22 protein-coding genes are annotated in these 25329 nt (G+C 60.7%); 21 read left to right on the forward strand and 1 reads right to left on the reverse strand.

All coding sequences use genetic code 11. The annotated features are described in order from the left end of the window. The first annotated feature begins 211 nt into the window (after positions 1 to 211). From RMO95_RS21630 to RMO95_RS21695, 14 genes are all read left to right on the forward strand, one after another. The gene (locus RMO95_RS21630) at positions 212 to 1030 is read left to right on the forward strand and encodes a GntR family transcriptional regulator (protein WP_310452760.1); all 819 of its coding nucleotides are present in this window, start codon (positions 212 to 214) and stop codon (positions 1028 to 1030) included. A gap of 96 nt (positions 1031 to 1126) precedes the next feature. Then, positions 1127 to 1513, forward strand: a complete 387-nt coding sequence (gene sdhC, locus RMO95_RS21635) for a succinate dehydrogenase, cytochrome b556 subunit (RefSeq protein ID WP_310452780.1) — start codon at positions 1127 to 1129, stop codon at positions 1511 to 1513. Position 1514: 1 nt separating this feature from the next. Next, positions 1515 to 1859: a succinate dehydrogenase, hydrophobic membrane anchor protein gene (gene sdhD, locus RMO95_RS21640; protein WP_310452761.1), complete on the forward strand. Its 345-nt coding sequence runs from the start codon at positions 1515 to 1517 to the stop codon at positions 1857 to 1859. A 112-nt stretch (positions 1860 to 1971) separates the two neighbouring features. Beyond that, positions 1972 to 3759: a succinate dehydrogenase flavoprotein subunit gene (gene sdhA, locus RMO95_RS21645; protein ID WP_310452762.1), complete on the forward strand. Its 1788-nt coding sequence runs from the start codon at positions 1972 to 1974 to the stop codon at positions 3757 to 3759. A 13-nt stretch (positions 3760 to 3772) separates the two neighbouring features. Continuing rightward, on the forward strand, positions 3773 to 4495 hold the full coding sequence (locus tag RMO95_RS21650; RefSeq protein ID WP_310452763.1) for a succinate dehydrogenase iron-sulfur subunit: 723 nt from the start codon (positions 3773 to 3775) through the stop codon (positions 4493 to 4495). 3 nt (positions 4496 to 4498) lie between these two features. Beyond that, positions 4499 to 4768 carry a succinate dehydrogenase assembly factor 2 gene (locus RMO95_RS21655; RefSeq protein WP_310452764.1) on the forward strand — a complete coding sequence of 90 codons (270 nt, stop codon included), beginning with the start codon at positions 4499 to 4501 and terminating at the stop codon, positions 4766 to 4768. Between the two features lie 37 nt (positions 4769 to 4805). Continuing rightward, entirely contained in the window at positions 4806 to 6098 is a 1293-nt protein-coding gene (gene gltA / locus RMO95_RS21660) for a citrate synthase (protein ID WP_310452765.1), read from the forward strand. Between the two features lie 71 nt (positions 6099 to 6169). Beyond that, on the forward strand, positions 6170 to 8995 hold the full coding sequence (locus RMO95_RS21665; protein WP_310452781.1) for a 2-oxoglutarate dehydrogenase E1 component: 2826 nt from the start codon (positions 6170 to 6172) through the stop codon (positions 8993 to 8995). A gap of 10 nt (positions 8996 to 9005) precedes the next feature. Then, positions 9006 to 10238, forward strand: coding sequence for a 2-oxoglutarate dehydrogenase complex dihydrolipoyllysine-residue succinyltransferase (odhB, locus tag RMO95_RS21670; protein ID WP_310452766.1), 1233 nt, complete (start codon positions 9006 to 9008; stop codon positions 10236 to 10238). Positions 10239 to 10354: 116 nt separating this feature from the next. Further along, complete coding sequence (gene lpdA / locus RMO95_RS21675; RefSeq protein ID WP_310452767.1) at positions 10355 to 11779, forward strand: dihydrolipoyl dehydrogenase; 1425 nt, start codon at positions 10355 to 10357, stop codon at positions 11777 to 11779. Positions 11780 to 11834: 55 nt separating this feature from the next. Continuing rightward, a complete protein-coding gene (gene zapE / locus RMO95_RS21680) occupies positions 11835 to 12983 on the forward strand; it encodes a cell division protein ZapE (RefSeq protein ID WP_310452768.1) in 1149 nt (382 codons plus the stop codon). 57 nt (positions 12984 to 13040) lie between these two features. Continuing rightward, on the forward strand, positions 13041 to 13535 hold the full coding sequence (locus tag RMO95_RS21685; protein ID WP_310452769.1) for a peroxiredoxin: 495 nt from the start codon (positions 13041 to 13043) through the stop codon (positions 13533 to 13535). Beyond that, positions 13522 to 14004: a peptidylprolyl isomerase gene (locus RMO95_RS21690; RefSeq protein WP_310452770.1), complete on the forward strand. Its 483-nt coding sequence runs from the start codon at positions 13522 to 13524 to the stop codon at positions 14002 to 14004. The genes RMO95_RS21685 and RMO95_RS21690 overlap by 14 nt, the downstream gene beginning before the upstream one ends. A 95-nt stretch (positions 14005 to 14099) precedes the next feature. Next, positions 14100 to 14618, forward strand: a complete 519-nt coding sequence (locus RMO95_RS21695) for a DUF2946 family protein (protein ID WP_310452771.1) — start codon at positions 14100 to 14102, stop codon at positions 14616 to 14618. A 42-nt stretch (positions 14619 to 14660) separates the two neighbouring features. Here RMO95_RS21695 and RMO95_RS21700 read toward each other — a convergent pair whose 3' ends face one another. After that, positions 14661 to 15212 (reverse strand): hypothetical protein, encoded by a 552-nt coding sequence (locus tag RMO95_RS21700; protein ID WP_310452772.1) that lies wholly within the window; start codon positions 15210 to 15212, stop codon positions 14661 to 14663. Positions 15213 to 15411: 199 nt separating this feature from the next. Here RMO95_RS21700 and RMO95_RS21705 point away from each other — a divergent pair, with 199 nt between their 5' ends. The 7 genes from RMO95_RS21705 to RMO95_RS21735 form a co-directional block, all read left to right on the forward strand. Beyond that, entirely contained in the window at positions 15412 to 16062 is a 651-nt protein-coding gene (locus RMO95_RS21705; RefSeq protein WP_310452773.1) for a putative 2OG-Fe(II) oxygenase, read from the forward strand. Positions 16063 to 16123: 61 nt separating this feature from the next. After that, positions 16124 to 17179: a methyltransferase gene (locus RMO95_RS21710; RefSeq protein ID WP_310452774.1), complete on the forward strand. Its 1056-nt coding sequence runs from the start codon at positions 16124 to 16126 to the stop codon at positions 17177 to 17179. Positions 17180 to 17240: 61 nt separating this feature from the next. Continuing rightward, entirely contained in the window at positions 17241 to 18101 is an 861-nt protein-coding gene (locus RMO95_RS21715; RefSeq protein ID WP_310452775.1) for a hypothetical protein, read from the forward strand. Further along, on the forward strand, positions 18088 to 19107 hold the full coding sequence (locus RMO95_RS21720; RefSeq protein ID WP_310452776.1) for a radical SAM protein: 1020 nt from the start codon (positions 18088 to 18090) through the stop codon (positions 19105 to 19107). The genes RMO95_RS21715 and RMO95_RS21720 overlap by 14 nt, the downstream gene beginning before the upstream one ends. A gap of 165 nt (positions 19108 to 19272) precedes the next feature. Then, positions 19273 to 20091, forward strand: coding sequence for a SapC family protein (locus RMO95_RS21725; protein WP_310452777.1), 819 nt, complete (start codon positions 19273 to 19275; stop codon positions 20089 to 20091). Further along, the gene (locus tag RMO95_RS21730) at positions 20066 to 21514 is read left to right on the forward strand and encodes a TolC family outer membrane protein (RefSeq protein ID WP_310452778.1); all 1449 of its coding nucleotides are present in this window, start codon (positions 20066 to 20068) and stop codon (positions 21512 to 21514) included. Before RMO95_RS21725 ends, RMO95_RS21730 begins: the two co-directional genes overlap by 26 nt. A 100-nt stretch (positions 21515 to 21614) precedes the next feature. Further along, the coding region (locus tag RMO95_RS21735; RefSeq protein WP_310452779.1) for a DUF4347 domain-containing protein at positions 21615 to 25329 on the forward strand (3715 nt) is incomplete at its 3' end.

The raw sequence follows: 25329 nt of genomic DNA on the forward strand, positions 1-25329 counted from the left end.
GTATCAGTTTGAATCGATTGGTCAAGACTGCATGAATGCCGGCTGATCGGATGGCGCGCGACGCGGCAGCGATGCTTGCGGACGTTACGACGAAGATAGCGGACGAAATCTTAAAACTGATGCTGCGCTGTGTCAATATCTGTTAGTTGTCTTATATAAGACATAAGACATGGTGTGGACGAGCCGGAAAAAATATGTTCCAATGTCGCCCATGCCGCATTCTGCCCTATCCCCGAAAGGGGCTTCCACCGATGCGCAGGCAAGCAGCGCATCTTCCGCGACGCCCGCCAAGGGGGCATCCTCCGGGGCGTCGTCACCGACTTTCAGTCCCCTCTACCGCCAGATCAAGAGCCTGCTGCTGCAAAGGCTCGAATCGGGCGAATGGCGTCCGGGCGAGGCGATACCCAGCGAATCCGAGTTGGCGATACGCTTCAACGTCAGTCAGGGAACCGTGCGCAAGGCCATCGACGAGATGGCGGCCGAGAATCTGCTGCTGCGGCGCCAAGGCAAGGGGACTTTTGTTGCATCGCACGACGACCCCCGCGCCTTTTTCCGATTTCTGCGCCTGGTACCGCTGGCGGGAGGCATCGAACAGGCGCAGAGCATGCCGCTCGAATGCTGGCGCGCCAAGGCCGGCCCCGAAGTCGCGCGCATGCTCGAACTCAACATCGGCGATCCGATCAACATCGTGCGCCGCCTGCTGAAGTTTTCCGGCAAGCCGGTCGTGGTAGACGAAATCTACCTGCCGGGAAGCATCTTCGGCACGGTCACCCTGGATATGCTGCGCGATTATCAGGGGTCTCTCTACAGCTTCTTCGAAAATCAATTCGGCGTCCGCATGATTCGCGCCGAGGAGCGGCTGCGCGCAGTGCCCGCGGATCGTTCCAGCGCGGAACTGCTCGGCGTGGCGGAGGGCAGTCCGCTGCTGTCGGTCGAACGCGTCAGCTTCTCCTATGCCGATAAACCCGTCGAGTGGCGACGGGGTTTGTATTCGACCAACGATCACTGCTATTTCAACGAGCTGGGATAGCGGTCCGTATAAAAATTGTTTTCAGGCGATACGTATTGTTTTATAGTGCGCCGCATCAAAAACGGCGCGTAAAGGAGGGATTTACCTATGCCAGAGATGACCAAACAGCGTCCAAAGTATTTGGCGCTTCATGAAATCCGGCTGCCTCTGGCCGGATTCGCATCGATACTGCACCGCGTCAGCGGCGCCGGTTTGTTCCTGATGCTCCCGCTGCTTATCTGGCTGCTGCAGCTTTCGCTCGGATCGACTCAGCAAAGCGCCGAACTCTTCGCCGCCGTGACCGGCAACTGGCTGGTCAAACTCATCCTGCTGGGCCTGTTGTGGGCCTTCCTGCATCACTTCTGCATGGGCATTCGCATCCTGCTGATCGACGTCCACGTCGGTGTCGAGAAGCAGCAGGCCCATGCATCGGCAATGGCGGTGATGGTCATCAGCCTGGCGCTGACCCTTGTCTTCGGTCTGAAATTGCTGGGAGCCTACTGACATGAACCGTCTCGTTGTTGGTGCTCATTACGGCCTCAAGGACTGGCTGGCGCAGCGCGTCACCGGCGTCGTCATGGCCGTGTATACGCTGATCATCCTCGCCGCGGCACTGGGCGGCGCAACCGCATCGCGCGAGGCCTGGCAGGCTTTCATGGCCAATGGCTTCATCCGCTTTATCAGTTTCCTGTTCATCGTCAGCCTCTGTTACCACGCCTGGGTCGGCATCAGGGACATCTGGATGGACTACCTCAATTCGGCGGCGCTGCGCGTCATCCTGCATGTATTGACGCTGCTTGCCCTGATCGGCTACGCCGGCTGGGCCGTACAGATCATCTGGAGACTGTGATGAATCACATATCCCCCAGCCCCTTTTTCAAGAACAGGGGTGACAACGGTTCGCTTCGCTCCATCAATAATTCTTGTCGGCCTTCCTTGGGACGGCCCAGCGGAAGGCAATCATGAATTACACCGTTCGCAAATTCGACGCAGTCATCGTCGGCGCCGGCGGCGCAGGCTTGCGCGCTGCAATTCAATTGTCAGAGGCCGGTTACAAGACCGCCGTGCTGACCAAGGTTTTTCCTACCCGCTCGCACACCGTGGCGGCGCAAGGTGGTGTCGCGGCTTCGCTGGGCAACTCCGAGGAAGACCACTGGCATTGGCACATGTACGACACGATCAAGGGCTCCGACTGGCTCGGCGACCAGGATGCAATCGAATTCATGTGCCGCAAGGCCAATGAAGTCGTGGTCGAACTCGAACACTACGGCATGCCTTTCGACCGCCTCGACAACGGCAAGATCTACCAGCGCCCCTTCGGTGGCCACATGTCGAACTTCGGCGAGAAGCCGGTGCGCCGTTCCTGCGCCGCGGCCGACCGCACCGGTCACGCCATGCTGCACGCGATGTACCAGCGCAACATCAAGGTCAATACGCAGTTCTTCGTCGAATGGCAGGCGCTCGATCTGGTGCGCGATGCCGAGGGCGACGTGCTCGGCGTCACCGCGATGGACATGGAAACCGGCGAGATCGTGGTTTTCCACGCCAAGGCGACGATCTTCGCCACCGGCGGAGCAGGGCGCATCTTCTATTCGTCGACCAACGCCTTCATCAACACCGGTGACGGCCTGGGCATGGCGGCGCGTGCCGGCATTCCGCTGGAAGACATGGAGTTCTGGCAGTTCCACCCGACCGGCGTGGCCGGTGCCGGCGTGCTGATCACCGAAGGCGTGCGTGGCGAAGGCGGCATCCTGCGCAATTCGGCCGGCGAGCGCTTCATGGAGCGCTACGCACCGAATGCCAAGGATCTTGCCTCGCGCGACGTGGTCTCGCGCGCGATGACCACCGAGATCAACGAGGGCCGCGGCTGCGGGCCGAACAAGGATTTCGTGCTGCTCGACATCACCCACCTGCCGCCCGAGACCATCATGAAGCGCCTGCCGGGCATACATGAAATCGGCGTCCAGTTTGCCGGTGTCGATTGCCTCAAGGAGCCCTTGCCGGTGGTGCCGACCGCCCACTACCAGATGGGCGGCATTCCGACCAATTACCTGGGGCAGGTCGTGGTGCCGAAGGACGGCAACCAGAGCACTCCGGTGCAGGGTTTTTATGCCGCCGGCGAATGCGCCTGTGCCTCGGTGCACGGCGCCAATCGCCTCGGTACGAATTCGCTGCTCGACCTGCTGGTGTTCGGCAAGTCGGCCGGAGAAACCGCCGTGGCCGATCTGAAGAACAGCGTCAATGCGCACAAGCCCTTGCCGCAGGAAGCCATCGACAAGACCCTGGCGCGCGTCAATCGCCTGAACCACCAGAAGGATGGCGCCGACGTGCATGACACACGGCTGACCATGCAGCGCACCATGCAGAAACATGCCGGCGTGTTCCGCTTCAAGAACATGCTGGCCGAGGGGGTGCAGCGCATCGGCGAAATCGCCGGGCAGGTGGCGCAGACCCAGATCAAGGACAAGTCGATGGTGTTCAACACCGCCCGCATCGAGGCGCTGGAACTCGACAACCTGATCGAAGTCGCCAAGGCCACCATCACATCGGCCAACGCGCGCACCGAGTCGCGCGGTGCCCACGTCCGCGACGACGCCACGGATACCCCGGAAACGCCGGACGGACGCGACGACAAGAACTGGCTCAAGCACTCGCTGTGGTACCGCGAAGGCAATCGCCTCGACTACAAGGCGGTGCAGATGAAGCCGATGAGTGTCGATACCATCGAGCTCAAGAAGCGCGCCTACTGACAAGGAACCGACGATGACGAACGCCAACCGTACCGTCCAATTCAAGATCTATCGCTACGATCCGGATCAGGACGCAAAACCCTATATGCAGGACATCTCGGTCGAGATCGAATCGACCGACCGCAAGTTGCTCGACGCCATGGTCAAGCTCAAGGCCAAGGACGATTCGATCGCTTTCCGCCGCTCCTGCCGCGAAGGCGTCTGCGGCTCCGACGCGATGAACATCAACGGCAAGAACGGCCTGGCCTGCCTCACCGCGATGGACAGCTTCCCCGCAGGCAAGCCGATCGTGCTGCGCCCGCTGCCGGGGTTGCCGGTGATTCGCGACCTGATCGTGGACATGACGCAGTTCTTCAAGCAGTACAACTCGATCAAGCCCTACCTGATCAACAACGATCCCCCGCCCGAGCGCGAGCGCCTGCAGTCGCCGGAGGATCGCGAGGAGCTGAACGGACTTTACGAGTGCATCCTGTGTGCCTGCTGTTCGACGTCCTGCCCGTCCTTCTGGTGGAACCCGGACAAGTTCGTCGGTCCGGCCGGCCTGCTGGCGGCCTACCGCTTCATCGCCGACACGCGCGACCAGGCCACCGCCGAGCGGCTCGACGACCTGGAAGACCCCTATCGCCTGTTCCGTTGCCACACCATCATGAACTGCGTCGATGTCTGCCCCAAGGGGCTGAACCCAACCAAGGCGATCGGCAAAATCAAGGAAATGATGGTCCGCCGGGCCGTCTGAACCATGGAAGAGGACCGCAAGGCACGCATCAATCGCCTGAAATGGCATTGCCGGCGCGCCTTGCTGGAACTGGATCTGGTTTTCGATCGCTTCTGGGAGCGCCATGAAGGCGATCTCGACGCGCAAGGCGAAGCGGCGCTGGAACGCCTGCTGGAACTGCAAGACCATGACTTGTGGGCATTGGTGAGCGGCAGGGACACCACCGATGATCCACGGCTGAAGCAAATGATCGAGCGGCTGCGGGAAGTTTCACCCGCCGCCAATTTTGAGTGACAGAAGCATTTCAACGGACCTGAAAGAGGATCTGATTATGAGCACGAATCGCACAGCAAGCCTGACCATAGACGGCAAGACCGTGGAGTTCCCGGTGATGACAGGAGTTCACGGCAACGATGTGATCGACATCCGCACCCTCGGAGCCAAGACCGGGTTATTCACCTACGATTCCGGCTTTCTTTCGACGGCAAGCTGCCAGTCGAAGGTGACCTTCATCGACGGCGACAAGGGCGAGTTGCTGTATCGCGGCTATCCGATCGAACAACTGGCCGAAAACTGCAACTTCCTCGAAGTCGCCTATCTGCTGAAGAACAGCGAACTGCCGAACCAGGTGCAGAAGTCGGAGTTCGAGACCACGATCAAGAAACACACCATGGTGCACGAGCAGTTGGTCAAGTTCTTCCAGGGCTTCCGTCGTGACGCCCATCCGATGGCGGTCATGGTTGGCGTGGTGGGGGCGCTGTCGGCCTTCTATCACGATGCCACGGACTTTTCGGATCCGGCCGATCGCAACGTATCGTTCAACCGGCTGGTGGCCAAGCTGCCGACCATCGTCGCCATGGCCTACAAGTACAACATCGGCCAGCCTTTCATGTATCCGCGCAACGACCTCGACTACACCGCCAACTTCATGCACATGATGTTCGGCACGCCTTGCGAGGAATACAAGCCGAATCCGGTGCTGACCCGCGCGCTGGACATCATCTTCACGCTGCACGCCGACCACGAGCAGAATGCCTCGACCTCGACCGTGCGTCTGGCCGGATCAAGCGGCGCCAATCCCTTCGCCTGCATCTCGGCCGGCATTGCCTGCCTCTGGGGTCCCGCTCACGGCGGCGCGAACGAGGCCTGTCTGCAGATGCTGGAGGAGATCGGCGACGTATCCCGCGTCGGCGAGTACATCAAGCGCGCCAAGGACAAGAACGACAGCTTCAAGCTGATGGGCTTCGGTCATCGCGTGTACAAGAACTTCGATCCGCGCGCCAAGCTGATGGGCAAGGTCTGCGCCGACGTCCTCGCCGAACTGGGTCTGGAGAACGACCGCCTGTTCAAGCTGGCCAAGGAATTGGAGAAGATCGCTCTGGAAGATCCCTATTTCGTCGAGAAGAAGCTCTACCCGAACGTGGACTTCTATTCCGGCATCGTGCAGCGTGCGCTGGGCATCCCGACCTCGATGTTCACCTGCATCTTCGCCCTGGCCCGCACCGTGGGCTGGATGGTGCAGTGGGAAGAAATGATCACCGATCCCGAGTACAAGATCGGTCGTCCGCGTCAGCTTTACATCGGCGCCGCGCGTCGCGACGTCAAGCCGCTGGGCCAGCGCTGAGGCATAAGGAGGGGCGGACCACGCCCCCCTTTTTTTTTGCTCTACCCCATTCAGAATCAGGTGATGCAATGATGAAGCAGATGCTGTCCAACTCGTATCTGTTCGGCACCAATACGCCTTACATCGAGGAACTCTACGACGCCTATCTCGCCAATCCGGCCTCGGTCGAGCCGGCATGGCGCGACTATTTCGACAAGCTCGGCACCTTGCCGGGTGCCGGCAACTACACGGGTCCCGACGTCGCCCACTATCCGGTGATCACCTCCTTCGCCCAGCGGGCGAAGGAAGGCACCCTGCAGGCTTCGTCCCGCGCCGCCAGCTCCGATGGCAAGCAGGTCAAGGTGCTGCAGATGATCAATGCCTACCGCTTCCTCGGCAACCGCTGGGCGCAACTCGATCCCCTGAAGCGCAGCGAGCGGCCGGCGATTCCCGAACTCGAACCCTCCCATTACGGCTTCACCGAGGCCGACCTGGGCCAGGTGTTCCAGACCGGGTCCTTTGCTGCCGTACCCGATACCGCCACCCTGAGGGAAATCCTCGAGGCCTGCCGGCAGACCTTCTGCGGCACCATCGGTACCGAGTTCATGTACATCTCGGACGTGGGCCAGAAACGCTGGTTGCAGAACAAGCTGGAGCCGATTCGCGGCACGCCGACCTATACGCCGGAAGACAAGAAGCGCTTCCTGGTGCAACTGACGCACGCCGAGACGCTGGAGCGTTACCTGCATACCAAGTATGTCGGCCAGAAACGCTTCTCGCTCGAAGGGGGCGAAGCGCTGATCCTGGCCATGGATCAGTTGATCCGCACCGCCGGCACGGTCGGCGTGCAGGAAATGGTGATCGGCATGGCCCACCGCGGCCGGCTCAACGTGTTGGTCAATACCCTGGGCAAGCAGCCGGCGATGCTGTTCGACGAGTTCGAGGGCAAGAAGAAATCGGCGCTCTCGGCCGGCGACGTCAAGTACCACATGGGCTACTCGTCCGACGTCGGCACCCCGGGCGGTCCGGTGCACCTCACGCTGGCTTTCAATCCGTCGCATCTGGAAATCGTCAATCCCGTGGTGGCCGGTTCGGTTTATGCGCGTCAGGTGCGCCGCGGCGCCGAGGGCAAAGTCCAGGCGCTGCCGGTGCTGATCCACGGCGACGCCGCGGTCGCCGGCCAGGGCGTGAACCAGGAGATGCTCAACTTCTCCAATACGCGCGGCTATGGCACGGGGGGCACGGTGCACATCGTGGTGAACAACCAGATCGGCTTCACTACTTCCGACCTGCGCGACTACCGTTCCTCGCTGTATTGCACCGACATCTTCAAGATGATCGAAGCGCCGATCTTCCACGTCAATGGCGACGATCCCGAAGCGGTCGCGCTGGTCACCCAGATCGCCATGGAGTACCGCCAGGAATTCAAGAAGGACGTGGTGATCGACGTCGTCTGCTTCCGCAAGCTCGGCCACAACGAGCAGGACGAGCCGATGGTGACGCAGCCTTTGATGTACAAGAAGATCGCGCAGCATCCCGGCACGCGCCGGCTCTATGCCGACAAGCTCGAAGCCCAGGGCGTCATCGCCAAGGGCGACGCCGAGCAGATGATCAAGGACTATCGCGCTGCGCTGGATGAAGGCCGGCACCTGATCGACCCGGTGATCAGCGACTACCAGAGCAAGTTCTCCATCGACTGGACGCCCTACATCAACGTGCCCTACACCGAGAAGTGCGACACCACGGTGTCGATGACCGAGATGCAGCGCCTGGCGACGCGCCTCACCACTGTCCCGGACAATTTCACGCTGCACTCGCGGGTGCAGAAAATCATCGACGACCGCAAGCTGATGGGCGAGGGCAAGGCGCCGGTCGACTGGGGCATGGCCGAGAACCTGGCCTATGCCTCGCTGGTGGCCGCCGGCTACAACATCCGCGTGTCGGGTGAGGACGTCGGCCGCGGCACCTTCTTCCACCGCCACGCCGCCCTGCACGACCAGAATCGCGAGAAGTGGGACGAGGGCATCTTCTGGCCGCTGCAGAACATCCAGGAAAACCAGGGTCACTTCATGTGCTTCGACTCGGTGCTGTCCGAGGAAGCCGTGTTGGCCTTCGAATACGGCTTCGCCACGGCGGCGCCCAACGAGATGGTGGTCTGGGAAGCGCAGTTCGGCGACTTCGCCAACGGCGCGCAGGTGGTCATCGACCAGTTTCTATCCTCCGGCGAAGCAAAATGGGGCCGCGGTTGCGGCCTGGTCATGCTGCTGCCGCACGGCTACGAAGGGCAAGGGCCGGAGCATTCGTCGGCGCGTCTCGAGCGCTACATGCAGCTTTCCGCCGATTTCAACTGGGAAGTCTGCGTGCCCTCGAATGCCGCGCAGGTCTATCACATGCTCCGCCGGCAGATGCTGCGCAAGCAACGCAAGCCGCTGATCGTCATGACGCCGAAGTCGCTGCTGCGGCACAAGGACGCCACCAGTTCGCTCGACGAACTGGCCAACGGTACCTTCCAGACCATCATCGGCGAGATCGACAAGGTCGATCCGAAGAAGGTGACGCGCATGGTTACCTGCGCCGGCAAGGTGTATTTCGACCTGCTGGCGGCGCGCCGGGAAAAGAAGATCGACAACGTCGTCCTGGTGCGTGTCGAGCAGTTGTATCCCTTTGACGATCGCCGACTCTTCGACGAGATGCAGAAGTATCCGAATCTCAAGGAACTGATCTGGTGTCAGGAAGAGCCGATGAACCAGGGTGCCTGGTACGCCAAGCATCATCGCCTGGAACGCCTGATCAAGAAGGGCCAGACCCTTGACGCGGTGGCACGCGTCTCGTCGCCTTCCCCCGCCGTCGGCTACGCCGCCAAACACGTCCTGCAGCAGAAGGAAGTGGTCAACGCTGCCCTCGGTATCAAGGAATAACGGAGAAATCATGATTATCGAAGTCAAAGTACCCCAGTTGTCCGAATCGGTGGCCGAAGCCACCCTGTCGGCCTGGCATGTCAAAGAAGGCGATGCCGTCACCCGCGATCAGAACCTGATCGACATCGAGACCGACAAGGTGGTTCTGGAACTGCCCGCTCCCGATAGCGGCGTGATCGTCAAGATCATCAAGGGCAACGGAGAAACCGTGGTTGCCGGCGAAGTCATTGCGCAACTGGACACCGAGGCCAAAGGCGCCGTGGCGGCCCCGGCCGCCGCCAAGCAAGCCGCAACCGCTGCACCGGCTCCGACCACGGCCGCGACGGCGATGCCGGCGGCGCGCAAGATCATGGATGAAAAGAGCATTGCTGCCGCCGATGTGCAGGGCAGTGGCCGCGGTGGCCGCATTCTCAAGGAAGACGTCAGCGGCGCTGCCCGGCCGCTCGCCGCTGCACCGGCCGCCGTGTCGCCAGCGCCAACTCTTGCGGCCAAGCCGGCCCTGCCGCAACCCAACGTCGTCAATGCCGACGCCATCATTGCCGATCGCCCCGAGCAGCGGGTGCCGATGTCGCGCCTGCGTGCCCGCGTCGCCGAGCGCCTGGTGCAGTCGCAATCCACCAACGCGATCCTGACCACCTTCAACGAGGTCAACATGGCCCCGGTGATGGAAATGCGCAAGAAGTACCAGGACAAGTTCGAGAAGGAACATGGCGTCAAGCTCGGCTTCATGTCCTTCTTCGTCAAGGCCGCGGTTGCCGCGTTGAAGAAGTACCCGGTGATCAACGCCTCGGTGGACGGCAACGACATCGTCTATCACGGCTACTTCGACATCGGCATCGCGGTCGGTAGCCCGCGCGGCCTGGTGGTGCCGATCCTGCGCGACGCCGACCAGATGAGTCTGGCCCAGATCGAGAAGAAGATCGCCGAGTTCGGCGCCAAGGCCAAGGACGGCAAGCTCTCCCTGGAAGACCTCAGCGGCGGCACCTTCTCGATATCCAACGGCGGCGTGTTCGGCTCGATGCTGTCGACCCCGATCATCAATCCGCCGCAGTCGGCCATCCTCGGCGTGCATGCGACGAAGGATAGGGCGGTGGTCGAGAACGGCCAGATCGTGATTCGCCCGATCAACTACCTCGCCATGTCCTACGACCACCGCATCATCGACGGTCGCGAAGCGGTGTTGGGCCTGGTCACCATGAAGGAAGCGCTGGAAGATCCGGCGCGCTTGCTACTGGATGTTTGATTAACCGCATTCAACGCAGAGGACGCAGAGACGCAGAGGGCACAGAGGATTTCCGTTTGGACTTTTCTCTGCGCTCTCTGCGCCTCCGCGATCTCTGCGTCTAAAGAGGTGTTCTGATGAGCAAAAAGTTTGATGTTATTGTGATCGGCGGCGGCCCCGGCGGTTATGTGGCGGCGATACGCGCCGCGCAGCTCGGCCTGTCCACGGCCTGCATCGAATCCGAGGCTTATGCCGACCCGAAGGGCGAGGTGCGCCTGGGCGGCACCTGTCTCAATGTCGGCTGCATTCCTTCCAAGGCGCTACTGCAATCCTCGGAACTCTATGAGCAGGCCAACCATTCCTTCGTCATGCACGGGATCTCCGCCACCGGGGTCAAGATGGACGTGGCGACCATGATGAAGCGCAAGGACAATATCGTCGGCCAACTGACCAGCGGCATCAAGGGCCTGTTCAAGAAGAACAAGGTCACGCTGCTGCCCGGCCACGGCAAGTTCGTCAACCGCGAGGAGGAGCGCTGGCGGATCGACGTCAACGGCGAGATCGTCGAAGCCACGCATGTCGTCGTCGCCACCGGCTCGAAGGCCCGGCATCTGCCCGGGATTCCGGTCGATAACAAGCTGATTTGCGACAACGTCGGTGCCCTGGCCTTCGATGCCACGCCGAAGCGCCTCGGCGTCATCGGTGCCGGCGTGATCGGGCTGGAACTCGGTTCGGTCTGGAAGCGCCTGGGTTCGGAGGTGACGATCCTCGAAGCGCTGCCGGATTTCCTCGGTTCGGCCGATCAGGCCGTGGCCAAGGAAGCCTGGAAGGTTTTCACCCAGAAGCAGGGCCTAAACATCCAGCTCGGCGTCAAGATCACCAAGGTCGAAACCGGCAAGAAAGGCATCAGCGTCGAGTATGAACTCGGGGATGAAACCCGTACCCTGCAGTGCGACCGCCTGATAGTTTCCGTCGGCCGGGTGCCTCACACGGAAGGACTCGGCGGCGAGAATGTCGGTCTGGCGATCAACCCGCGCGGCTACATCACGGTGGACAAGAACTGCCGCACCAACCTGCCCAATGTCTGGGCCGTCGGTGACGTCGTACCCGGACCGATGCTGGCGCACAAGAGCATGGAAGAGGGCGTCATGGTGGCGGAATGCATCGCGGGCCAGAAGGGGCACGTTAACCTGGATACCGTGCCCTGGGTCATCTACACGCATCCGGAAATCGCCTGGGTGGGCAAGACCGAACAGCAGTTGAAGAATGAAGGCGTCGAATATCGCACCGGCCAGATCCCCTTCGCCGCCAACGGCCGTGCGCTGGGCCAGGGCGACACCACCGGCTTCGTCAAGATGATCGCCTGCGCCAAGACCGACCGCATTCTCGGCGTCCATGTCATCGGCAACAATGCATCCGAGCTGATCGCCGAAGCCGTGGTGGCCATGGAGTTCAACGCCGCATCGGAAGATATTGCCCGCATCTGTCACGCCCATCCGACCTTGTCGGAGGCAATGCACGAAGCGTCGCTGGCCGTCGACAAGCGCGCGCTGCACTTCTGAACCTGTTGCCTGTCCTATCAGGGCGGCCGGGTCAGCCCGGCCGCCCTTGTCATTGATGCCCCACAAAATTCTCAAAGTTTCCAAAGACGGCATGATCGAAGGCTTCAATGCCGCGCTGGCCGCGCGCGGCATCGAGGCCGATCCGGCGCAGCTTGTTGCGGCCCGGCGCTTGCAGCGGTTCTATGACGAGTTGCTGGCACTCAAGGCGGCGCGGCGCAACCGCCTGCGCAAGCTGCTGGTGAATCCCGAACTGCCGCGGGGCGTCTGGTTCTGGGGCGGGGTGGGGCGCGGCAAGAGCTTCCTGATGGACTGCTTTTTCGCTGCGGTGCCCTATCAGCGCAAGCGCCGCGTGCATTTCCATGCCTTCATGCGCGAGATTCACGAGTCCCTGCGCGCGCATCGCAACGAATCCGATCCGCTGGCACAAGTCGCGGCGCGCATCGCGCGGGAAACCCGCCTGATGTGCTTCGACGAGTTCCACGTCTCCGACATCGCCGACGCCATGATGCTGGGCCGCCTGATGCAGGCCCTGTTCGACGCCGGCGTGGTGTTCTGCATCACCTCCAACTATCCGCCGGACGGTCTCTATCCGAACGGGCTGCAGCGCGAGTTATTCCTGCCGACCATCGATCTGTTGCGACGGCAGCTGGATGTGATCGAGATCGATGCCGGCATCGATTATCGTCTGCGGGCGCTGGAGCAGGCGCAGGTATTCATCGCGAACGACGATGCCGCGGCCGAGACTGTCATCGAGCAGACGTTCAGGAAAATCTCGGGCGGTCCCGGGCACACGCAGCCGGTCGAGGTGCTGGGCCGGCAACTGCCGGTGATGCATCGGGCGCCCGGAGTGATCTGGTTCGATTTCGCAACGCTGTGCGGCGGTCCGCGCTCGCAGAACGACTATCTCTGGCTGGCCAATCGGCACCACACCCTGTTCCTCTCCAAGGTGCCGCGGATGGGAGCCGACATGGCCAGCGAAGCAAGGCGTTTCACCTGGCTGGTCGATGTGCTCTACGACCATCGCGTCAAGCTCATCATCGGCGCCGCCTGCCCGGCCGAAGAGCTGTACACACAAGGCGTACAGGCCGGCGAATTCAAGCGCACCGTCAGTCGCCTGATGGAAATGCGCTCCCTCGAATACCTTGCCAGCCCGCATCGGCACGAGGATGCGCTGGCCCTCGAAGTGGAGGACCGCCGCACTTGATTCCTTCCCGGTAGACTCGGTTAGAATGAACCGAGTTCGCCGAAGAAGGAGAACCACATGCTGCATCAAGGTGAAAAAGCGCCGGAGTTTTCGCTGCCCGACGCCGATATGGAGTGGTTCGATTTTGGCTCGCTGCGCGGTCGCCAACATGCCGTGCTGTTTTTCTATCCGCGCGACGGAACCCCCTATTGCACCTTGGAGGCCGCTGATTTCTCGGATCACGAAAACGAATTCGCCCGGTTGGACTGCGTCGTGCTCGGCGTCTCGCGTGACGATTGCCTTTCGCACGCGGATTTTCGCGACAAGCACGGCCTGTCGGTGCGACTCTTGTCGGACGAGGAAGGCGATGTCTGTCGCAAGTTCGGCGTGTCCCAGTTTCGCGAACGGGACGGCCACAAGAAGCTCTGTGTAATACGTTCCACATTCGTCGTCGATAAGGAAGGCATCGTTCGTCACGCCCTCTACGATGTGCATCCGAAAGGGCATGCCGCCGAGGTTTATCAACTTGTTAAAGGCCTCAACGGCAAAGGAAAGCAACATGCTCATCGCTAGGAACACCGTCGTCACTCTCAATTACAGCGTCAAGGACGTTGATGGCACATCCATCGACGAAGGCGCGGCACCGCTGGTCTACCTGCACGGCGGTTATGGCGGAATTTTCGATCGGATCGAGGAAGAACTTCAGGGCAAAGCCTTGGGTGACGCGCTGGAAGTGAAACTGGAACCCGAGGACGCATTCGGCGAATATGACGCCGAGCTGGTCGCCATAGAGTCGCGCCAGCTGTTTCCCGAGAACATCGAAGTCGGCATGCAGTTCGAGCGCGGCAGCGAAGACGGCGAAGATGACGATATGCTGTTCACCATCACCGATATTGCGGACGACAAGGTCGTGGTCGATGGCAATCATCCGCTGGCCGGCATCGCCCTGCTGTTCTCCTGCACCGTGACCGACGTGCGTGCCGCGACGGACGAGGAAGTCACTCACGGCCACGTCCATGGCGAACACGGGCATCACCACTGACGCGGATTGACGCTCGTTTGCGCGAGGGGGCTTGGCCCCCTTTTCGCTTCCGGCGAGGGCAATGACCTATGCCTGGCTCTGATCCTTCTGTCGCCTTGAACTGGCCCACGATACCCGCCTGCTACGGCTGGCTGTCCCTCAACCGCCGCGGGTGCTGGAAATTGAAGGGGGAGGGCATCAGCCACGCCGGCCTGATTGCGTTCATCAACAGCCGTTATGCTGCCGATGATTCCGGCAACTGGATTGTTCGGAATGGACCTCAGGCGGTGTTCGTTGCTCTCGACTACACACCGTTTGTATTGCGACTGGACCTCGATGATCGCTTGACTGCACACACCGGTGCCGCAGCGGGCCTCGCCAGCGCTGCCTATCTGGATGAGGAAGGCAACATACTCCTGCAGACCGCGCTGGGTGTCGGGCTGCTCGACGACCGGGACCTTCCGGCATTCGTTGCCGCGTGCCGAAACGCGACTGGAAAGCCCGCCGACGAGGACGCCTTGCTCGAAACCATGAACGGAGGTTCTGCCGTGGTCTGGCACAGCCTGCCCGTACAGCCCATCCGGCGCTGCGATGCCGCGGATTTTTTCGGTTTCTGCCCTAACCCAAAACCTTGACTTTGCGGGTAGGGACTTATTCCGGACCGGCGTCGCGCAGACTCAGGCGCATGTACCGTCGCGGGTGTCGGTCAGGATGGGCCAGAGACCTTCCCAGGCACTGCCGGAGCACATCTTCTGACATTGCTGGAAAGCGACGGTGACCCGCTCGCCCTGCTCCCAAACGCGTACGATGCAGCGGTCGCGCAAATGGTTCAGTTCGACGTTCGGCAGGTCCCGCGTCTGGCGGAAATCCTTCAGATCGAAGCTGCAGTTGCCGCGCCGGGGAACATTAATGCTGGCCTCGAAGGACCGGACCCGTGCTCGTTCGATTGCCAGCTTCATCGATCCGCTGTAACCGGCTTCGTCGCGGAAAATACAGTCGGCCTTCACGTTCAGCGGCCGCGTCGGAATCGGGCCAGATTTTTTTGCCTTGGGCACCGCAGGCGCGATGATTACCGGCGGCAACTTCGGTTCGGGCTGCGGCGCTGCCACAGGTGGGGCCGGCTCCGGCTTGGCGCATGCGCCGAGGAGAAGGGCCAGCAGGATCGATGCAACACGATGCGGCACGCTTATCTCGGTTTGGGCAAGTGATTGATTAATTGCGTTGGACATAGGGCTGCCCAACAAGTTGCAGCCGGTCAGCAGTTGCCATACTTGCGGTGCGGGTAAGCGACAGGAGGCGACCATGGTCTTTCAAGGTAAGATTGCCGGACCGTAAACCGCACCTGATATGCAGTTTGAAATCCGGCGCGGGCCGGCGTCGGCGAATGCTGTTGGCTGGCGTGATGCATGGCTGACTGGACGATAGGCGATGGAATCGACGACCCGGCGACTGCGAAGATATGAAGCTGAAACGACTCCTTGCGCGGTCGACGCCGCAGAGCCGCCGCTGGATTTCTTCTCGCCTTTCGGACCGCTGATCGCCAGGCTCCGATTGCCGCAGGTTCTGGTGGATCGCCTCAACGCTTACGCCGATACCAAGGTATCGCCGGATCGGAGCACCGAGTTCCTGCTGCCCGCCGACTTCGTTTCGGAAGGGGGTGACGAGTCCCTCGTCCATCATGTAGCCGGCTTTATCAGGCGCTATCTCGCGCGGGCGGAAGGCTCCCGGGCCGAGCGCGTGGATTTCGATGTTTTCTGGGTCGTCAGCCAATACGCCGGAACGCCAAGCCCGGTGCACTTCCACTCGGGTGATGTCGCGGGAGTGCTCTACCTCAAGTTGCCCGTCGTCGATGAGGCGGAGGAGGCGAGAACCTATATCGCGGGCCGACAGGCCGGCTACATCAATTTCCTGATCGGCGGAAAGCAGCGCTTGTCGAAATCGCTGATCAGCTTCAAGCCGCAAGTCGGAGATTTCTACGTGTTTCCAGGATGGCTGCTGCATGTCGCGGAGCCATTTCTTGGCACGGGCGAGCGAAGGTCGATGGCATTCAATGCCGTCGTCGACGTCGAGGACCCATGATTCGGACGCACCGATCACCCCGCTTTCACGCGTCGGATATGGCAGCCAAGCGGCGGGAACGATGATGACGGTTTTGCCTGGACAGGGCAGCGAGGAGCATCCGCGCCCGGGATATTTGTGCATCGAGAAATTCATGCGCGATGCGGTCGGCGCGCGTGCCCTGCAGAGCGCGCTCGAACTGGGGCTGATCGACGACTTGTTGCGGCAATCAAGCGCCGATTTCGCCGCGCTCGCGGCGCGATCGCGAATCGATCCGCGTGGCCTGCGTCTGCTGCTCGGGATGCTGTGCGCAAATCAGGTAATCGAAGAGCGGGATGGGCGATTCGCGGTATCCGCAGCGTTCGAGACGGCCCTTCAATATCGCGATCTGCTTGAGACGAAGCTCGATTTTGCATCCCTGGTCGGCCCCGACTTTTTGGGCATGTTCTCGACCCTGTTGGTCGACCCGCGGCGCTTTTTCGAAACCTCGACGATATTCGATCTCTTCTCCTATGAACGCTGCTTCGAGCCGACGCCGGAAAATGTGTTGGCGACCCGGCGCTGGATGCATTTCACGACTGTCCTGACCAAGTATGAAGCGCAGGCCTGCATCGATCATCACGATTTCGCGTCCAGTCGGCGTTTGCTCGATGTCGGCGGCAACAGCGGGGAGTTTGCCCTGCGCATTTGCAGGGCACACGCCGGGGTGCAGGCGAGCGTCTTCGATCTGCCGCTGGTCTGCGACATTGGAATGGAGCACCTGAGAGGCGCGCCGGAAGCCGAGAGGATTGCGTTCGTCAAGGCAGGCAGGGCACGCGACGATTTCCCATCGGGCTTCGACACGGTCTGCTTCAAGTCGATGCTGCACGACTGGCCGGACCGGGAAGTCGGGCAGTTTCTTGAGGGCGCCTACCGTGCGCTTGATCCTGGCGGCACGCTGCTGATTTTCGAGCGCGGCATATTCGACCCGAAGAGCCAGCCTATCCCTTATTCGATGATCCCGATCATGCTGTTTTTCCGATCCTATCGTTTGCCGGACGAATACCTTATGCAACTTGAGCGCGTCGGTTTTCGTGACATCAATATTCAGGTCATCCAGCTCGAAATGCCGTTTCTGTTGATTACTGCCACGAAGTGACATTGCTCGACCAGCCAGGAAGCGGGTCTGCCGTCATCGGCAACTTTGAAGGAGATAGCTGATGAGCTTTCTTGAATACGCCACGGCGAATGAGGCGCAGTTCGATTTTTGCCTGTGGCCCTATACCGCGATGCAGCCAAGCGAGGGGAAACTGCGGTCGATCAATCTCCTCGCCGATTCTTTCGATGGGCAGCAGGCAGGGCAGCGTGCGATGGACATGGTGTCGGCCATCCGCAAGCAGCTCGGCGACCTGCGCACCGTCTGGGGGGTGAAACAGGCCGGGGGAGAGATCAGCTGGGAGTTCTATTTTTACGACTACGCCAGAACTGAACGCGAACGTTCGATTCCTCTAATCCTGGAAACCATTCGTCCCTGGGTGTCGTGCGATGTAACAAGCAGCGAAAATGCTCCCTACTTCATGTTCTCGCTGGATTTTTCCCGGCAGACATTGCTCATGGGAGGCGAACTCGATGAAGTCCAGATGTACATCGGCAACATTGGCAGCACGGTGTCCTCCGGTATCTGCTACGGGGTAGCAAGACACGGAATTCGTTTGAAGAACTTCTATTTCTTTTTTGATGCCCGGAAGGAAATGACTGAGATCGAGGGGAAAGTTTGCACCTCCGCCTACCTCGACGCCGCAAACTTCAGGATCGACGACGTACTGTGGCCCGAATTGAGGGACTGCCAGGTCATCGTGGTGGCAAACAAGCCCGACCGCGATGGCGTGTACTTTTCTCGGATCAGCGTGACACAATTGCTATGGTTCTTGAAACGGATGCGGTATCCTGAAAGACAGATTCAGTTCCTTGAGAGCAATATGGACCGCCTCGACCACATGCTCTACGACGTCGGTTTTGACTACCGGATGGAAGGTGGGCGCTTGAACATCCTGAAGAGCGCCTACTATGGGGTCTTCTGATCCGGCGGTGCGGCCGATCAGCTTTGCGCGGCAGGTGCCAGTGGCGGCCGGGAGGGAAGGTACGGCCAGCCGCTTCGATCACACGGATTACGTTTCATCGACACTCGAGTTCAGGTGCAACCTCAAGTGCGTCCATTGTATGATCGAGGACACCATGGATCGATTGGTGCCTCAGAGCCCGGACCAGTTGAAGGCCCTGTTGGAGCACAACGCAACGCATCGAAAATGGACCGGGTTGATCCTGACCGGATCCGAAATCACTCTGCATCGGGATCTGCCGGAGTGGGCACGTTTGGCGCGACGCAGCGGTTTCCAGCATGTACGCATCCAGACCCATGGCATGCGCCTGGCACAGGCGGGCTATTGCGAAGAATTGATCGAAGCGGGGGTCGACGAATTCTTCATCAGCGTGACTGCAGCCGATGCCGAGACCCACGATGCCATCACCCAGGTGCCGGGCTCATTCGACAAGACCTTGCGCGGCCTGGAATTGCTCGATGCCTGCGATCACGTCTCGACGATCACCAACACGGTGGTGAGTGCCCTTAACTTTACCCAGTTGCCGCGCCTGGTCGAGCGGCTCGAAGCGCTCAAGCGGCTTGCGCAGATGGAATTCTGGTTCTATCTCCCGATGAGCGAACGGGACGACAAGGGATTGATCGCTTCCCATCTGGAAGCCTTGCCTTTCCTCAAGTCCGCGATTGCGGCCCTGCGTGCCGCTGGCCGCGGCATCGAGGTCAAGAACTTCCCCGAATGCCTGCTGGGCACCGATCGCGACGTGCTCTACAACGATCAGCCGACGCTTTTCATCGACCCGGCCTTCTGGACAGAATTCGACCGCAATGGCTTTCATCAGTGCGTCTACCGCGAGCAATGTGCGTCGACCCGGTGTTTGGGGCTGAATAGCGCTTATCGGGCGAAGTACGGGGACCATGCGGAGTCGCTTGCACCGTTGCCGGACGGCCATGATCGGACGGCGCCAGATGCATCGTTTTGCTCCCGATAGACTCGTCCAGCTCACCCGCCTTATATCAATACAGAATGGACGCATAGAATTACTTCAAAGATGAATTATTACGACTTTTAAATATCTGGTTTCTAGTTTAGACTGCATGAATATCCAAGATGCCGGGGGGCATCGGATTTCGACACTTTTTTCGGGGATGGAAGCATGGCAACTCTGCTGTTCTATGAAAAACCGGTACCTCTCAATGTCGACGTGCATCTCAAGACGCGTCTAGGATCGCTCGGAACGAATGTCGGATTTGCCGCGAGTACCAATTCAGTCCCCCTCGCCACGGTAGAGTTCATCGATACGGCGCGAGAATACCCAATCGCGTTTACAGGAAAGGAAGGGGGCGCGCTGTTTCCGATTGCTTTGGTTGGCGTACGCCAAAACGAGAACCTGTTTGTCACGGCAGAGAATCGTTGGGATGGTCGCTACATACCTGCCTTTGTGCGGCGCTATCCATTTGTGCTGGCAGAGAAACAAGGCGCGGACGACTTCAATGTCTATATCGACGAGGCTTATCCCGGATTCGGGGCAGCGGATGGCGAGAGAATTTTTACCGACGACGGCGAACATACGCCGCTGCTGAAGCAGGCACTTGAATTTCTGGGGACCTATCAGGGAGAAATTACGCGTACCCGGCTTTTCGTCGAGCGCTTGCAGTCGCTCGACCTGCTGATTCCCCGCGTGTTGGAGGTGGTTCGCAACGATGAGCCGCCCCTGGTGCTTCAGGGCTTCAGCGTCGTCGATGAACAGCGCCTGGCCGCGCTGGCCGATGCAGACCTGCTTGCGCTGGCGAGGGACGGCTACCTTGCTCTGATCTATGCCCATCTTGGTTCGCTCGGCAACGTCGCCCGCTTGTCGGAGAAACTCGAGTCACGCTTGGCTAACGCAATCCCTGCGGCGGACGCGGCGGTGCTGGAATCCGGTCCAGCGGCGAAGAAGAAACGCGGTAATGGCAAGGAAGTACAAGCGGACTGAACACGGTGCGATACGTGGTGCCATGGCAGCGAGGCGTCAAAATGGCGACTGGGCCATGAGAACGGAGGGGGCAATGGGGTTGGGTAAATGGAATATTGGCTGGAACTGGACCCTGATGGTGTTGGCTCTTGGGGGGATTGGATGTGTTCCGGCCTACGGCGAAGATCTCGCGCAGGTGTACTTATTGTCGAAGGATAGCGATCCTAAGTACAGGGCCGGTCGCTTCGAGTTCGAAGCGATTGGTTATGCCGAACCGCAAGCTCTTGCGGCCCTGCTGCCAAACGTGTCGATCGAAGCATCGCAGATCGATACGCGGCAGCGCATCATCAACAGTGCAAATACGGTTTTTGCCACGGGCATGTCGCGCTATCCGACGCGCAACATGACCCTTACGCTTACCCAGCCCATATTCAAGATACCTGCCTGGCATGGTTATGAGCAGGCGAAGACCAAAGTCAAGCAGGCGGCAGCGAACTTTGCCTCTCTTGAACAAGACCTGATGCTGCGTGCCGCGACAGCCTATCTGAATGTACTCGCAGCACGCGACGCGCTGGGCTTTGCCGAGGCCGAGCGCGACGCCATCAAGCGCCAACTCGACCTGGTGCAGCAGCGTTTCAGCAGCGGACTGGTTGCCCGCGTCGGGCTTCATGAAGCCAAGGCGCGCTATGAGTTGAAAGAGGCGGATGTGGTTGCCGCCAGAAACGACCTCGACGACAAATTGCAGGCTTTGCGCGAAATGACCGGCAAGTTGCTGGTCAGTCTCAAGCCATTGCGCGAGGAGTTCCCGCTGGAACAACCGAATCCTCCCGAGATCAGCCAATGGATTGAAGCCGGGCTGCAACAGAATCTGATGCTGACTGCCCGTCGTCATGGGGTTGAAGTGGCGCAGCAGGAAATCAGTCGCCAGAGGTCGGGTCACGTACCTGTTGTCGACTTGGTGGTGACGCAAAATGGCAAGGTCACCGGAGGAAGCCTTTTCGGTGGTGGCAGCAATGTCGATACGACCGACGTGATGCTGCGGCTTACGATTCCTGTCTATTCCGGTGGCGCGACCGTGGCGCTGAGTGAAGAGGCCGCCAAGCGCTATCAGGCGGCACTCGAGGATCTGGAGCGGGATGTTCGTCAAATCGAGCGTCAGACCAGGGCCGCTTTTCAGGGGGTTACCGGAGGGACCGTCAGGATCAAGGCCTTGGCTCAGGGGGTGACTTCTTCGCTGAGTGCCAGGGAACTGAAACTCGAGGGCTACAAATCGGGATTGGAAACCATTATTCAGGTACTTGACGCCGAGCGGGACCTCTATGCCGCAAAGCGCGATTCAGCCAAGGCACGCTATGACTATCTGCTCAACCGCTTGCGGCTGAAACAGGCGGTAGGTACGTTGAGCGAGAACGATTTGGTGGAGACCAACAGACTGATGCAGTAGACGCAGAGGTATCTGCGCGGCCATCGGCACGCATCGGGAAAGCAGCAATAGCAAGGGCAGGCGATTATCTTCGCACTGCCGCAGAGTGAAGGACAGCACGATGGCACGCACACCACTGACCACAGCGCTGACAACCCTGGCGAGTTCGATCGCCAAGGCTTTTCGGTCCCCCAGCAAATTACAGGCGCCGGAACGGCGAAAGGCACTGTTCGAAGCCATGGAACAGCGCTTCTTGCTGTCGGTCGAGGGCGTGGTTCCGCCACCTCCGCCCGCGGCCCAGACGCTGCCGGCCCTGGAAGCTCCACTCAATACCGAGGCTCCGATACTGCCGGCAGGGCTGGGCGCATCCTCGGTTCCGGTCCAATACACGATCCAGGGTGACGATGGGCTGGTCGTTGACCAAAATATGCCTGAGGCATTGCAGCCCGCCGCAGCGGATCCCGGTGGCGTTACGGCCACCGTGCCGACCATTGTGGCGATCGATCCGACATTGCCAAACGACGGTACCGGGTCGGACTTGAACGAACCGGCGGCGGCACCTTCGGCAAACACGGATCAACCCGAATCCTCCGTCACGGTTGCTGTCGTCGCGCAGGATGACCAGCTCTCGCCGCAATTGCTCGCCGAGGTCGCGGGCAGTGCCGCGGATGCCGAGACTGCGCAGAGGATTTCACTCGCTGCCTACACTGCATTCGTGCAAAGCCGGCCGGCGCCGGCGCAGTTGGTCATCGTCGATTCCGCCGTCACCAATTACGAGGAGCTGGTGAGGAATCTGGTCAGCTATGGTGCGGCCGAATCGACAAGCCTGGCGGCTACTGGCGACAACGGTGGCTCAGCCGAGACTCCGGTGATGCAATCGGCGACGGCTACCCAAGCCAATTTGCCGGCCATTGACGCCGATGTCGCCGATGCAGACGAGTCATCGTCAATGGCGGCGCCGCAACTGACGGTTTCGCGTTTCGGCGACATCGAGGTAGTGGTGCTGGATCATCGCTACGACGGCATCGAACAGATGACCGACATTCTTTCCGCCCACTATGGACTGGCAGCGGTGCAGGTTCTTTCCCACGGTGCGAGTGGAACGCTACGCCTCGGATCGACCCAGTTCAACGATGGCAGGCTCGAACAGGAAAAGGCGCGTGTGGCGAACTGGGGCAAGGCACTGCGTCCCGGCGGCGACGTCCTGCTCTATGGCTGCGACGTGGCCAAGGGCGTGGAGGGCATGCAGTTCCTGCAGAACCTCGCGCAGCTTACCGGCGTCGACGTTGCGGCGTCGACCGATGCGACCGGCAGCGCCGCACGCGGCGGCGACTGGACGCTCGAATACAGCACCGGCACGATCGAAAGTGGGCCGCTGTTCCAGGCGGAAGACCTGGTGGGCTATGAGGACTTGCTGACCGGCCTGACGCCGGTGGTGTCGGGCACTACCGCCACGTTCACCGGATCGGCCGGCGCCGACGTCCTGCATCTGCGCGTCAGCGGCTCCGGCGATCTGGAATACCAATGGGATGGCAGCGTTACCTACACAGTTCTTGGCGGGTTCACCCTTGCCGGTGGCACGATCAACGTCGATCTTGGCAGCGCGGACGATGCGTTCTACTTCGACGATGCGTCCAGCCTGAGCGCGGTCGATCTCTCCATCCTTGGTGGCGCGGGCACAGACTCGGTGACGCTTGGTGAAAACTTTACGCTGAGTGGTGGCGTCAGCGTTGACGCCGAGTCGATCACGCTTAGCACCGGCTTCACAGTCACGACGGGAACCGGCAACATCGCCTTCACCGCGAGCGCGGTCGATGCAGCGCAGGTCACCGATGCGAGCCAACTCGTCACGAGAACCGCGTCGATCCAAGTCCTCGGCAACCTCACCTCGACCAGCGGAAATATCACCCTGGTTTCTGAGGTGGTGCGCAACGTCGCGGTCAGCGACGCCCTGACGGCGACTGTGAACTCCTCGTCCAGCGCGACTGCGGTTGTCAGTGGAAATGTGGCGACGACTGGCATCCTGTCCATCACTGCCAAGACGCGGGGCAGCGTTTCGGCCGCGACCTCCGGCCTTGCCGGACTTACCGCCACCAACACATACAGCGACACGGCAACCGCGCGTATTTCGAACAGCGCAAACATCAATGTCGGCAGCCTGGATTTGAAGGCGCTCAGTTCTACGACTTTTTCGGCGTCGTCGCGATCGGCCTTCAACGACATCTCGGGCAGTACCAAAGCTTATATCGAAGGCAGCATCGTCACTGCCGGCGCCTCCGGCATGTCGGTTTTCGCGTCGGATACCTCTACCGTGTCCGCCACGTCGACCGCCAACGCATTTGATGTCCTGGGCTTGAGTGCCCCGGTCGATATTTCAGTGGCCGCTGCACGTAATCAGGTGAACAAAAACACCGAGGCCTATGTCAAGGACTCGAGTGCGACGGTTGCCGGTGACATCAGCCTGAGTGCGCTGAGAAATACCGTGCTGAGCGCGAATGCGAAGTCCACGGCGATCAGCAGCAGCGTCCCCGTCGTGTCCAACCCTTTCGCGCTCAGCATAGGCGGGACGTACGCGTCGAACGTGGTACTGGGCGACGTGAATGCGTACATTTCCGGTGGCACGATCACGACCACTGGCGCTGGCAGCGACGTCAGCGTGACCGCTGCGGATACCTCGGTCATCCATGCGAAGTCCGAGGGGAGTGCAACTTCCAACTCGACCTTCCCCAACCTGGGTACCGCTGCGACCGCGACTGGCGCCTCGATCGCATTCAACTCGATTGGCTGGGCTCCGGCCAATGCCTTGTTCAAGACAGTGGACGCGCTGATCGGCACCGATATCGGCACGGAACAGGCAGAGAAGGTCCAGGCATACATCGTCAATTCCACGGTCACTTCGAGTGGCGCCGTGTCGGTCACGGCGAAATCCGATGCGCAACTCAATGCCGTGGTCAGCAATGCAGCGAGTTCCACGGGATCGGGCCTTTACCAGGCAAGCAGTTCGGCCACCAGTGCGGTGCTGGCCAGCAACATGGTCAGCAGTACCGCCAAGGCATACATCGAAGATTTGGCCACCGGGCGCACGCGGACGGTGACGGCGGGCGGCGCGATCACGGTCAGTGCCGAAGACAACGCCGGGATCTACGCCAACAGCAAGATCGTCTCGTCCTCGATCACCACCAGCGACGGCGGTGCGGCGCTGTTGCAGGGCGTAACCAACTTTCTGCTGCCGGCGGATTACAGCACGTCGGACGGGACTCTCATCATCAATTTCGGCGAGAAGGTACGGCTGGCGAACGACTATATAGTAGAAAACTTCACGACGAGCCAGGGGGGTGGCACGGCGACCGTGGCGACGAACAATGTGGTTCGTCTGGCCGACGACTACGGTGCAGAAGACTTCACGACGGACTCGGGCAAGCGGCTGCTGCAGGCGGGCGACAACGTCCTCATCGAAGACGACTACGACGCCTTGCTGGGCGAGATCGGCAGCGTGTACCAGTACCTGGGAGCCAAGGGCCGGGTCGAACTGGGCGTGCAGGACTACACGGATGCGACGAAGTGGAAGCGGATCACGGGCGAGGCGGGCAGCGCCTACCGCTATATCGGGCTGGGTCTGACGGGCGCGAACCTGGATGCACAGGATTACGCGGACACGACGAAGTGGGCCAAGCTGGCCGGCACCCCCGGCGCCGTGTATCAATACATGGGCACCACGCAGGCGCGGAACCTGGGCACGCAGGACTACGGTGATCTGGGCCTGTGGAAGCCGGTACTGGGCACGCAACTGGTCCCGCAAGGCAACAACATCAGCGATTCCAACGCCATGGCGCTCG

The organism is Sulfuritalea sp., from assembly GCF_031426875.1.
Classification (GTDB): domain Bacteria; phylum Pseudomonadota; class Gammaproteobacteria; order Burkholderiales; family Rhodocyclaceae; genus Sulfuritalea.

Coding starts and splice junctions, on each gene's coding strand:
- RMO95_RS21650 (WP_310452763.1), top strand. CDS start 3,773: ATGACGAACGCCAACCGTACCGTCCAATTCAAGATCTATCGCTACGAT.
- RMO95_RS21725 (WP_310452777.1), top strand. CDS start 19,273: ATGGCAACTCTGCTGTTCTATGAAAAACCGGTACCTCTCAATGTCGAC.
- RMO95_RS21710 (WP_310452774.1), top strand. CDS start 16,124: ATGATGACGGTTTTGCCTGGACAGGGCAGCGAGGAGCATCCGCGCCCG.
- sdhD (WP_310452761.1), top strand. CDS start 1,515: ATGAACCGTCTCGTTGTTGGTGCTCATTACGGCCTCAAGGACTGGCTG.
- odhB (WP_310452766.1), top strand. CDS start 9,006: ATGATTATCGAAGTCAAAGTACCCCAGTTGTCCGAATCGGTGGCCGAA.
- RMO95_RS21630 (WP_310452760.1), top strand. CDS start 212: ATGCCGCATTCTGCCCTATCCCCGAAAGGGGCTTCCACCGATGCGCAG.
- RMO95_RS21690 (WP_310452770.1), top strand. CDS start 13,522: ATGCTCATCGCTAGGAACACCGTCGTCACTCTCAATTACAGCGTCAAG.
- RMO95_RS21700 (WP_310452772.1), bottom strand. CDS start 15,212: ATGTCCAACGCAATTAATCAATCACTTGCCCAAACCGAGATAAGCGTG.
- sdhC (WP_310452780.1), top strand. CDS start 1,127: ATGACCAAACAGCGTCCAAAGTATTTGGCGCTTCATGAAATCCGGCTG.
- RMO95_RS21730 (WP_310452778.1), top strand. CDS start 20,066: ATGGCAAGGAAGTACAAGCGGACTGAACACGGTGCGATACGTGGTGCC.
- RMO95_RS21685 (WP_310452769.1), top strand. CDS start 13,041: ATGCTGCATCAAGGTGAAAAAGCGCCGGAGTTTTCGCTGCCCGACGCC.
- RMO95_RS21665 (WP_310452781.1), top strand. CDS start 6,170: ATGAAGCAGATGCTGTCCAACTCGTATCTGTTCGGCACCAATACGCCT.
- RMO95_RS21715 (WP_310452775.1), top strand. CDS start 17,241: ATGAGCTTTCTTGAATACGCCACGGCGAATGAGGCGCAGTTCGATTTT.
- RMO95_RS21655 (WP_310452764.1), top strand. CDS start 4,499: ATGGAAGAGGACCGCAAGGCACGCATCAATCGCCTGAAATGGCATTGC.
- RMO95_RS21705 (WP_310452773.1), top strand. CDS start 15,412: ATGGAATCGACGACCCGGCGACTGCGAAGATATGAAGCTGAAACGACT.
- gltA (WP_310452765.1), top strand. CDS start 4,806: ATGAGCACGAATCGCACAGCAAGCCTGACCATAGACGGCAAGACCGTG.
- lpdA (WP_310452767.1), top strand. CDS start 10,355: ATGAGCAAAAAGTTTGATGTTATTGTGATCGGCGGCGGCCCCGGCGGT.
- zapE (WP_310452768.1), top strand. CDS start 11,835: ATGCCCCACAAAATTCTCAAAGTTTCCAAAGACGGCATGATCGAAGGC.
- RMO95_RS21720 (WP_310452776.1), top strand. CDS start 18,088: ATGGGGTCTTCTGATCCGGCGGTGCGGCCGATCAGCTTTGCGCGGCAG.
- sdhA (WP_310452762.1), top strand. CDS start 1,972: ATGAATTACACCGTTCGCAAATTCGACGCAGTCATCGTCGGCGCCGGC.